General features: G+C 39.4%; 13 protein-coding genes and 1 pseudogene. 13 read left to right on the top strand and 1 reads right to left on the bottom strand.

Annotated elements, in window-relative coordinates; translation table 11 throughout:
- The 3 genes and pseudogenes from F972_RS15830 to F972_RS06825 all read left to right on the top strand — a co-directional run.
- Positions 1 to 149, top strand: a pseudogene (locus tag F972_RS15830) (IS4 family transposase); the annotation flags it as partial.
- Between the two features lie 115 nt (positions 150 to 264).
- A complete protein-coding gene (locus tag F972_RS06830; protein ID WP_004682039.1) occupies positions 265 to 981 on the top strand; it encodes an SGNH/GDSL hydrolase family protein in 717 nt (238 codons plus the stop codon).
- A 19-nt stretch (positions 982 to 1,000) separates the two neighbouring features.
- Positions 1,001 to 2,089: a YheT family hydrolase gene (locus F972_RS06825; RefSeq protein ID WP_004682038.1), complete on the top strand. Its 1,089-nt coding sequence runs from the start codon at positions 1,001 to 1,003 to the stop codon at positions 2,087 to 2,089.
- Positions 2,090 to 2,142: 53 nt separating this feature from the next.
- Here the strand turns inward: F972_RS06825 and F972_RS06820 are convergent, their stop codons facing one another.
- On the bottom strand, positions 2,143 to 2,613 hold the full coding sequence (locus F972_RS06820; RefSeq protein ID WP_004677340.1) for a hypothetical protein: 471 nt from the start codon (positions 2,611 to 2,613) through the stop codon (positions 2,143 to 2,145).
- Positions 2,614 to 2,981: 368 nt separating this feature from the next.
- Here F972_RS06820 and F972_RS06815 point away from each other — a divergent pair, with 368 nt between their 5' ends.
- The 10 genes from F972_RS06815 to F972_RS06770 all read left to right on the top strand — a co-directional run bounded on the left by F972_RS06815 (position 2,982) and on the right by F972_RS06770 (position 10,661).
- The gene (locus F972_RS06815) at positions 2,982 to 4,619 is read left to right on the top strand and encodes a CTP synthase (protein WP_004682036.1); all 1,638 of its coding nucleotides are present in this window, start codon (positions 2,982 to 2,984) and stop codon (positions 4,617 to 4,619) included.
- 30 nt (positions 4,620 to 4,649) lie between these two features.
- Positions 4,650 to 5,507 (top strand): 3-deoxy-8-phosphooctulonate synthase, encoded by an 858-nt coding sequence (gene kdsA, locus F972_RS06810; RefSeq protein WP_004677343.1) that lies wholly within the window; start codon positions 4,650 to 4,652, stop codon positions 5,505 to 5,507.
- A 45-nt stretch (positions 5,508 to 5,552) separates the two neighbouring features.
- Positions 5,553 to 6,842 (top strand): phosphopyruvate hydratase, encoded by a 1,290-nt coding sequence (gene eno, locus F972_RS06805; protein WP_004677344.1) that lies wholly within the window; start codon positions 5,553 to 5,555, stop codon positions 6,840 to 6,842.
- A 128-nt stretch (positions 6,843 to 6,970) separates the two neighbouring features.
- On the top strand, positions 6,971 to 7,342 hold the full coding sequence (gene ftsB / locus F972_RS06800; protein WP_004682033.1) for a cell division protein FtsB: 372 nt from the start codon (positions 6,971 to 6,973) through the stop codon (positions 7,340 to 7,342).
- Positions 7,326 to 8,030 (top strand): 2-C-methyl-D-erythritol 4-phosphate cytidylyltransferase, encoded by a 705-nt coding sequence (gene ispD / locus F972_RS06795; protein WP_004682031.1) that lies wholly within the window; start codon positions 7,326 to 7,328, stop codon positions 8,028 to 8,030. The genes ftsB and ispD overlap by 17 nt, the downstream gene beginning before the upstream one ends.
- Positions 8,031 to 8,174: 144 nt before the next feature.
- Entirely contained in the window at positions 8,175 to 8,651 is a 477-nt protein-coding gene (locus F972_RS06790) for a DUF6438 domain-containing protein (RefSeq protein ID WP_004682030.1), read from the top strand.
- A gap of 77 nt (positions 8,652 to 8,728) precedes the next feature.
- A complete protein-coding gene (locus F972_RS06785; protein WP_004677348.1) occupies positions 8,729 to 8,983 on the top strand; it encodes a hypothetical protein in 255 nt (84 codons plus the stop codon).
- A 4-nt stretch (positions 8,984 to 8,987) separates the two neighbouring features.
- Positions 8,988 to 9,731, top strand: coding sequence for an ATPase (locus tag F972_RS06780; protein ID WP_004682029.1), 744 nt, complete (start codon positions 8,988 to 8,990; stop codon positions 9,729 to 9,731).
- Between the two features lie 103 nt (positions 9,732 to 9,834).
- Complete coding sequence (locus F972_RS06775; protein WP_004677353.1) at positions 9,835 to 10,254, top strand: YeeE/YedE family protein; 420 nt, start codon at positions 9,835 to 9,837, stop codon at positions 10,252 to 10,254.
- On the top strand, positions 10,251 to 10,661 hold the full coding sequence (locus tag F972_RS06770; protein ID WP_004769343.1) for a YeeE/YedE family protein: 411 nt from the start codon (positions 10,251 to 10,253) through the stop codon (positions 10,659 to 10,661). Before F972_RS06775 ends, F972_RS06770 begins: the two co-directional genes overlap by 4 nt.
- Positions 10,662 to 10,669: the final 8 nt, after the last annotated feature.

Raw genomic sequence — 10,669 nt, 5'->3', positions numbered from 1 at the left:
GACGACTCTCAATGAGTTTATTTCGCTATGGTTTAGACTATGTTCAAATGGCGATTCAGCATTTAATTGGTTTTGGGAAAAAAGAAGAGTTTAAGGAAATTTTGGCAATTTTAAGAAAGCAGAATCCTGATAGGATAAGGGTTCTGTGAAATTTGTCGTGTACAGAGCCCAAAATTATAAAGTTGTGCTGATTTTTATTATTTTACAAATTGCTCTTAACTTGCTTTTGAAAATTGGTATAACCAATATGTGGAGTTTATAAAGATGTGGTTAAAACTTGCAACTTTTGGATTATTACCCGTAGTGCTAATACAAGGCACAAAAGTTCGTAGCAATACACCACGTCTGCCAGAAGCAAGCGGTGATCGTGAGGGCAAGACTGGGCAGGGAAAACCCCTGTCACTTTTGATTCTGGGTGATTCAGCAGCAGCAGGTGTTGGTGTGGAAACACAACAGGAAGCTTTGTTAGGTGCAATTATTGCCGAGTTGCAGAATGAGTATGTGTTGCAATGGAAGCTGCATGCCAAAACAGGTGATACCACAAAACAGGTTTTACAGGCGATCCATGATTTAGAACCACAAAGCTATGATGTGGTGGTTACTTCCATAGGTGTGAATGATGTCACCAAATTAATTTCTGCTAAAACTTGGATAAAACAACAAAAACAATTATTTACTCAAATACAAAACCGTTTCCAGCCAAAACTGATTATTGTGTCAGGTGTGCCACCCATGCAACATTTTCCAGCACTACCTCAGCCATTGGCTTGGCTGTTTGGAAAATATGCCGAACAAATGAATGACGCATTAAAACAGTGGTTAGCTCCACAGCCACAATTTAGATTTATTCAATACGATATTAAAAATTTTCAGGCGATGAATTTACCGATGGCCAGTGATGGCTTTCATCCAAGTAAAGAAATTTATGCAATTTGGGGGCAACAGGTCGCAGCATTGGTGCGACAAACATTTAACGCATAGTCAGAGACGGTAATTGAACATGGGCGGATCTGTTTTAAACAAGCTTAAAGTTTTAGCTTTGGACGTACTGGATTCAGTCGTTGGTGCTGAGCAACCGAAAATGTATTATGACCCGCAAGGGAAAATTAAAGATGTTCTGGAAAGATTACCACAGTTAAAACAGAAATATCGCCCAACTTTTTGGCTCAGCAATAGCCATGTTCATCTTTTATATTTTGATTTAATCAAGAAGAAAACCAGCAAGCTTGAGTATGATCGTATTGATCAGTTGACCATGCAGGATGGTGGTGTTACTGCAATCGCATGGTATGGCTATGATTTGCCAGTCGATACCCCAACTGTTGTGATCATGCATACTATTACAGGTACACCTGAAAGTATGCGTGAACTTGTTAAAGACTTACATGCATATACGGGTTGGCGGATTGCACTTTGTTTACGCCGTGGACATGCAGGGTTACCGATGCCTGTGCCACAAATTTCCCTGTTTGGTTCAACCCATGACTTAAAAGAACAACTTGGACATATTCAAAACCTATTTCCAGACTCAGACTTATATGCGGTGGGTTCATCGGCTGGGACTGGATTATTGGTCCGCTATTTGGGCGAACAAGGCGAAGATACGCCATTTAAGGCCGCTTTTGCCATGTGTCCAGGTTATAACACTGAACTTAGCTTTAAAAATGTACATCCTTTTTATAGCAAAATGATGACCAAAAAATTATTTAAGTATTTTATTCATCCTTATCAAAATACATGGAGCAACATTGCTTCTCTTAAAAAAGTGCTCACCACGACCAGTTTGGAAGAATTTGAAAAAGAATATTTTGAAATGGCAGGCTTTCAGGATTATCAAAGTTATTGCCAAGCCATTAACCCGATTTATGTGTTTGAGAATGTTAAAATTCCATTGATGATTTTGAATGCTGAAGATGATCCTGTCTGTTCCATTAAAAATCTGGAACCTTATAAAGAGACTATTCAGCAGATGGAAAATGTTGTGGTAGTGACTACCAAAAAGGGCAGTCATTGTGGTTTTTATGAAAGCTTAGCAGTGAAATCATGGGCATCACGCTTGATGTCAGATTTTTTGAAGAGTTATTCATAAAGTTTAGCTGTAAAAAAGCCAGTTGAATTCAACTGGCTTTTTACTACAATCAATTAATTGTTCAGTGCAGGGGTTGCAGCGGCAATTGCGGCAGCAACAGCATCATCTTCACTTTGGGCTGGTGTCGATGGCTTTGGTGCTTTTACAGGTTCAGTTTTTGGTTGTTCTGTTTTAGCAGGCTTTTGCTCAGCCTGAACTGCTGGTTTAGGCTGTTCAGTACGTGGCGTTTCAGGTTGAGTGCTTGTATCTGTAGAAGTTTGTGCCTGAGTAGGGCGTGTTTCACCACGAATTTCAGTGGTCGTATTTGGTGTTTCCTCACGGCTTGTTTCAATCACTGGCTCAGGTGCGGGTTCCGCACTTTCTAGAGACTCAAATTCCTGAATTTTTTCAGGTTCAGGCTGAGTCGTTTGTGTCTCGGTTGCCTGTTCTTGCTGCTCTTCTTTCGGTTCTTCTTTTTTCACACAAGCAGTTAATAAAAGACCAGTCGCAAGTGCTGCACAAATTAAAAGTTTTTTATTTGCCATTGCTAAAACAACATATTGAATAAGGACAGCACGGATTATAGCAATAAAACCAGGTGAAGAAATCCCTACGGTTATCGGCTTTGATGATATTTTATAAATGTTTGCTGAGAGAGCGCTATTTTAAAATAAAATCACAGTAAATCTGGGGAAAAATTGCGGTATTTGTTCCATGCTATTGATCAGCCAAATATCATGTAGGGATGAAAAATCCACAAATCCCATAAATTTTTATCGAAAATGCTGATAGAATAGTCGATTGTTTATAGTTCTTTGAATTGGTGCGGTTTGACTTTGCTTTCTTGGTGCAGAGTACAGTAAAATTGCCCAACATTGTAGGCCGATTTCGGCTCGATTGTACGAGAAACTCAATGACCCATTTTATTTTTGTCACTGGTGGTGTGGTTTCATCACTAGGTAAAGGTATTTCTGCTGCTTCTGTTGCCGCACTTTTGGAAGCTCGTGGCTTAAAAGTCACGATGGTAAAGATGGATCCATATATTAATGTCGATCCAGGTACCATGAGCCCATTCCAGCACGGTGAAGTTTTCGTCACAGAGGATGGTGCTGAAACTGACTTAGATTTGGGCTATTACGAACGTTTCCTGCGTCGCGCCAAAATGACCAAGCTGAACAACTTCACCAGTGGTCGTGTTTATCAGGACGTACTCAATAAAGAACGTCGTGGTGACTACTTGGGCGGTACAGTTCAGGTGATTCCACACATTACCGATAATATTAAGGAACGTGTACTTCGCGCAGGCGAGGGTTATGACGTTGCAATTGTTGAGATTGGCGGTACAGTGGGTGATATTGAATCACTTCCATTTATGGAATCGGTACGTCAGCTTATGGTTGAGCTGGGTCATAAACGTACCATGCTGATGCACTTAACCTTATTGCCATATATTAAGTCTGCGGCTGAACTAAAAACCAAGCCAACCCAGCACTCTGTTAAGGAACTGCTTTCGATTGGTATCCAGCCAGACATCCTGATCTGCCGTACTGAACATGAAGTTGATGCGGACACCATTCGTAAAATTGCACTATTTACCAATGTAGAAGCACGTGCAGTTATTGCATGTCCAGATGCAAAAACCATTTATCAAATTCCACGCAATTTCTACGAACAAAATGTCGATGATTTAATCTGTGAACGTTTTGGTTTTAATGACTTGCCAGAAGCAAATCTTGAAGACTGGGATAATGTGGTTGAAGCACTACTCAATCCAGAATACACCGTGCGCGTGGCAATGGTTGGTAAATATGTTGAGTTACCCGATGCCTATAAATCTGTCAATGAAGCACTTTTACATGCAGGCATTAAAAACCGCGTTAAAGTACAGATTGACTATGTTGATGCTGAATCTCTAGAGGGTCAGGATATTTCGGTTCTTGAAACGGCTGACGCAATCCTTGTTCCAGGTGGTTTTGGTGAGCGTGGTACTGAGGGTAAAATGCGTGCGATTCAATATGCACGTGAAAATAAGGTTCCTTTCCTGGGTATTTGTTTAGGTATGCAATTGGCGGTGATTGAATATGCACGTCATGTCGCAGGGTTGTCTGAAGCAACTTCAACTGAATTTAACCGTTCCACCAAATATCCACTCATTGGCTTAATTACTGAATGGTTGGATGAACGTGGCGAATTACAACACCGTAGTCTTGAATCAGACTTAGGCGGCACCATGCGTTTGGGTGCACAAAAGTCTGAATTGGTTGATGGTGCAAAAATTCGTACAATTTATGGTCAATCAGAAATTATTGAGCGTCATCGCCATCGTTATGAAATGAATGATCGTTTTATTGAGACCATAGAACAGGCAGGTATGAAGATTTCAGGCTATTCTTCAGTACAACATTTGGTTGAAACTGTAGAAATTCCTGAACATCCTTGGTTTATTGCGGTACAATTCCATCCAGAATTTACAAGCTCACCACGTGATGGTCATCCATTATTTGCCAGTTTTATTGACGCTGCAAAAAAACAGCATCAAAAGAGTAAATAATATAGACTTAGATAAACTGGGAAAGTTTAAATGTCACAATTAAAACCACAAGAAGTTGTACGTTTAGGCGATATACAAATGGCAAATCATTTGCCATTTGTATTATTTGGCGGAATGAATGTACTTGAGTCAAAGGATTTAGCGTTTGAGATTGCTGAAACTTATATTGATATCTGTAAACGCTTAAACATTCCCTATGTGTTTAAAGCGAGTTTTGATAAAGCCAACCGTTCCAGCCTGAACTCGTTTCGTGGACCTGGCCTGGAAAAAGGCATCGAATGGCTGGGGGAGATTAAAAAACAGTTTAATGTCCCAATCATTACTGATGTGCATGAACCGTATCAGGCAGCACCCGTTGCCGAAGTTGCCGACATTATTCAGCTTCCTGCATTCCTCAGTCGCCAGACTGATCTCGTTGAAGCAATGGCAAAAACCCAAGCCATTATCAATATCAAAAAAGCACAGTTTCTTGCCCCACATGAAATGCGCCATATCCTGCATAAATGTCTAGAAGCGGGAAATGACAAACTTATCCTTTGTGAACGTGGTTCAGCATTTGGCTATAACAACCTTGTTGTGGATATGCTGGGCTTTGACATCATGAAAGAAATGAATGTACCCGTATTCTTTGATGTGACCCACGCTTTACAAACACCAGGTGGACGTGCTGATTCCGCTGGTGGTCGCCGTGCCCAAATCACGACTTTAGCGCGTTCAGGTATGGCAACGGGCTTGGCAGGATTATTTCTTGAAGCACATCCAGACCCTGAACATGCAAAATGCGATGGACCATGTGCCTTGCGTTTATCACAGCTTGAGCCATTCTTGGCGCAATTAAAAGAATTGGATACTTTAGTTAAAGGATTCAAAAAGTTAGATACCCATTGATGCATTCAGTTGCATCTTTTTATTCATTCAACAGAGGAATTGTTCATGAGCCAAATCGTTGACATTCGTGCACGTGAAATTTTGGACTCTCGTGGTAACCCAACCATCGAAGCAGACGTTATTTTAGAATCTGGGGTTGTTGGTCGTGCATGTGCACCATCTGGTGCTTCAACTGGTTCTCGTGAAGCTTTGGAACTGCGTGATGGTGACAAGTCGCGTTACTTGGGTAAAGGTGTTAAAAATGCGGTTAATAACGTAAACACTTTAATCCGTGATGCTTTAGTGGGTAAATCAGTATTTGAACAAAAAGACATCGATAACACGATGATCGAGCTTGATGGTACTGAAAACAAAGAAAAACTAGGTGCTAACGCAACTCTAGCTGTTTCTTTGGCTGCTGCTCGCGCTGCTGCTACTGAAAAGAAAATTCCTCTTTTCCAATACATCGCAGACTTGCGTGGTCAAACAACTTTGAGCATGCCTGTACCAATGATGAACATCATCAATGGTGGCTCGCATGCAGACAACAATGTGGATATTCAAGAGTTTATGATTGAGCCAGTAGGCTTCACTTCATTCTCTGAAGCATTACGTGCGGGTGTTGAAATCTTCCATTCTCTAAAATCAGTTTTAAACAAAAAGGGTTTAAATACTGCTGTGGGTGATGAAGGTGGTTTTGCTCCGAACTTGCGTTCAAATGAAGAAGCAATCACTGTTATTCTTGAAGCGATTGGTCAAACTGGTTACAAAGCGGGTTCTGACATTATGTTAGCACTTGACTGTGCATCTTCAGAATTTTACAAAAATGGTCAATATATTCTTGCAGGTGAAGGCAATAAAGCATTCACAAGCAATCAATTCTCTGATTATTTAGCTGGTCTTGTAAATCAATATCCAATCATTTCGATTGAAGATGGTTTGGATGAGTCTGACTGGGAAGGCTGGAGCTATCTGACTTCAATCCTTGGTGATAAAATCCAATTGGTTGGCGACGATTTATTCGTAACTAATCCTAAGATTTTACAACGTGGTATTGATGAGAAAGTGGGTAACTCTATTCTGATCAAGTACAACCAGATCGGTACATTAAGTGAAACTCTGGATGCGATCTACCTTGCGAAAGCTAATGGTTACAGCACTGTAATCTCGCACCGTTCAGGTGAAACTGAAGATTCAACCATTGCTGACTTGGCAGTCGGTACAGCAGCAGGTCAAATCAAGACAGGTTCACTTTGCCGTTCTGACCGTGTTGCGAAATACAACCAATTGCTTCGTATTGAAGAATTAACCCATGCCGCTTATCGTGGTAAGGCTGAGTTCAAAGGTCTAAAATAAGGTCAAGCTTTAGCCATGTTAAAACTTCTTGAGAGCCTTTCTTTACAAAAGAGAAAAACTTTACGAATTCAGAATCCTATAGAATTTGTGACAGGTTTTTCTTTCAAGAGGGATGTGGGGAGTTTTTCATGCTAGATGTGTTTCGATCGACTTCGAGTAAATTGATTCTGTTGCTTGTGATTGCTTTGGTTGCAAGTTTACAGTATCAATTTTGGTTGGGTGAGGGAGGCTATTTCCCTCATCAGGCTTTAACTCAACAAATTAAGCAGCAAGCAGAAATTAATACTGAGCTAAAGGAACGTAACCGTATTTTAGCAGCCGAAGTTTTCGACTTGAAAAATGGAACGGAAGCGATCGAAGAACATGCACGTTTGGATTTAGGTTTAGTTAAACCTAATGAAACTTTTGTGCAGATGAGCACAATTAGTACACATTACAAACCGATTTATATTGATCCAAATGCAAAAGTAGATGTCGCAACTAATGAAAACCCAGACTAAGCTGTGGGCTGTTGTTCCAGCCGCAGGTTTGGGCAGTCGTTTTTCAAAAACTGAATTAAAACAATATCAATATATTCAAAACTATACTGTACTTGAGCATACTGTAAATCGTCTTAATAGCTTGGATTTAGCAGGATGTGTGCTTGCAATAGGCTCACAAGATAACTTTGCCAAAACACTTTCTTTTCAGCATAAAGATAAGTTACATTTTTGCTTAGGTGGTGCAGAGCGTGTTCATTCTGTACTGAATGCCCTCATTTATTTATCTGAAATTGCCCATGAAGATGATTGGGTATTAGTGCATGATGCAGCACGTCCATGTGTGACGCAGGAAAATTTACAGCTATTGGTTAATACTGCAATAGCGCATAACCAAAGTGCAATTTTAGCAATCCCAGTTCGTGATACCTTAAAACTGGTGCACACTGAAAATCAGATTGAGAAGACAGTCAGCCGTGAATTGTTGTGGCAGGCACAAACCCCGCAGATGGCAAAATTAAAGATATTAAAAAATGCGCTTGAAACAGCATTAGCTAATCACATTGTAATTACTGATGAGGCAAGTGCTTTAGAATATATCAATCAGGCTGTACAAGTGGTGCAAGGTCGTTCAGACAACATCAAAATTACCTATGCCGATGATCTGGAACTTGCCCGATTAATTCTGCAATCACAAAATTCTCACTAGTTTTAATCCGTTTTGCTTTACATAATTTATAGTTAAATAGCCTAAGTAAAATTAGTGGAATATTAATATTTTAACATCAATATAAATCACAACAATTTCACTATTTGTTAAATTTGAACCACATACTTTATAATGGATCAACAAATGAAAAAGTTATTAATCGCGGGTGTTTTTACGTTTACATTAGTGGGTTGTGCATCTACACCACCGCAAGCTCAGGGTATGATGCAGGAAACTATTCGTTATTCATCTAGCCCATGTTTTGGTGCCTGTCCAATTTACTCAGTGGAAATTTCTCCATCTGGAGCGGTGCATTTTGATGGGAAACAATATACAAAAGTAACAGGAACCCAAGATTTAACAGTAAGCCCATCTGTTTATAAGAAGCTTCAACAAGAATTACAAACTTATCGTCCTGAAACGGGAGCAAATGTAAAGACTACAGGATGCCAGCAAACAGCAACCGATCAACCAAGTGCATATTTCTGGTGGAAACGTCCTGATGGTACGGTAACACGTTTAAGTCACTATATGGGCTGTATTTCACCAGCAAATATTGAGTTAAATAAGCTGATTGAAAACATACCGAAATTAATTGGTATTGAGGATTTAGTACATTAATGCCAAGCTGTAAAAATGGACAAAATGAGCATTTATGTTAGTATAGTTATAAGCGCAATCTTGCGGAGGAGTCATCAATGACAGCTTTTACAATCATGCAAATGAGTATGCAAGAAGAAGATCATCTTCCTGACCTTGCTGTACAAGCGTTCCGCAATGCCTTTAAGCAGGCAAGTGAATGTTCTGAAGTTGTTTATGTAAAAGATCGTCAATTGTTAAAGCGGTTCCCTAATGGTGAGATCAAAGTACTACAAGATCTTTCAACATCGTATCAATCACTTGCAACTTCTCAACGTATCTTCAAACGTAAGAAAAAGTCTGTGACTGTTTAGAAATATGCGACAGCCACGTATTCGTATGTTTGCAGGACCAAATGGTTCTGGAAAAAGTACCATCAAGGACTATTTATTGCCCCGACATATTGGGGCATATTTAAATGCAGATGAGCTTGAAAAAGTTTTAAATCAAACACAAATTCTTGATCTGAATAGTTATCATGAGTTGCTGGATGTCGAAAAACTCATTGATTTTTTAAAGACCAAAAAGAAAAAGATAAATCAACAAATATGTGATTTATTGAGTCAGGAACCTGAATTATTTGCCGAGAGACAAATCCTTTTTGCAAAAGTTGATGTCGATTCTTATCTTGCAGCCCGAATCATTGATTTTATTCGTTTAGAATTTTTAAGATTAAAGATCAGTTTTACTTTTGAGACGGTAATGTCTCACATCAGTAAAGTTGAATTTTTAAAAGATGCACAAGAACAAGGGTTTAAAACATATTTATATTATGTTGCAACAGTGAATCCTGAAATTAATATCGCACGTGTCCACTATCGGGTAAGTATAGGTGGGCATCCTGTACCAGAACAAAAGATTCGTGATCGCTATTATCGTAGCCTGGATCTGCTTATGCAAGCAGTCGAAGTCACAGATCGAACTTATTTATTTGATAATTCATCTGATGGTGAAAAGGCTGCTTTTCTAGCGGAAATTGAACAAGCCGAAGTGTTAAAACTTAATGAGAATATGACTGAATTTCCACTTTGGTTTGTCGAAAAAGTTCTATCTGATTTTTAATAACATACTAATAATCAATTGGTTAAAAGATGCGTAAAAAATAACTTTGCTTTATCACCTAATTAACATAATATAAAAAAATATAATATTATATGGTGTAATGATGTCTAGTATTCTCTTAGCATTGATCGGTGGTGGAGTTTTGGGCATTGCCGTTGTGGGCTATTTATATATCAATGGTCGTATTGCAGGTATGAGTGGTTTACTTGCCCAGTTATTACAACCAAAGTCTCTGAGTGGGAATCCAGCACTTTGGTTTTTACTTGGGTTATTTCTCACACCGTTTATTTACCAATTATTTGTAAAGCCTGAAATTATCATTGAATCCTCGCCATTCACTTTAATTGTAGCAGGGCTTTTGGTTGGCTTTGGAACACGTTTAGGTTCAGGCTGTACCAGTGGGCATGGTATTTGTGGTATCAGCCGATTGTCTCTACGCTCAATTATTGCAACGGTGACATTCATGCTTGCAGGAATGATCACCGTCTATCTTGTGCGTCATGTCATAGGAGTCCATTCATGAAAAACCTGTTTGCTTTCCTGTTTGGTGGTTTATTCGCTTTAGGTTTAATGGTCTCAGGCATGTCAAACCCTGCAAAGGTATTGGGTTTTCTGGATGTGTTAGGCGATTGGGATATTAGCCTGATGTTTGTCATGATTGGTGCAATTGCGGTGGCAATCATTCCATTTCAAAAAGCCATTCGACATCCTAAAACTTTATTGGGTGAAACGATGCTATTACCCAACAATAACCAAATTGACCAAAAACTGATGATTGGGGCTGTACTGTTCGGTATCGGCTGGGGAATTGCAGGTATTTGTCCAGCACCTGCAATTACTTTAATTGGACTGGGTTATTCACAAGCCTGGTATTTTATTGCTGCAATGATGTTTGGAATGTTTATACATCGCTTATGGGCTGAACGATAGGAGATATA

The sequence above is a fragment of the Acinetobacter sp. CIP 102529 genome (assembly GCF_000368325.1).
Classification (GTDB): domain Bacteria; phylum Pseudomonadota; class Gammaproteobacteria; order Pseudomonadales; family Moraxellaceae; genus Acinetobacter; species Acinetobacter parvus.
Note: the sequence above shows the minus strand (reverse complement) of the source record. Positions and strands in the feature narration are given on the sequence as shown.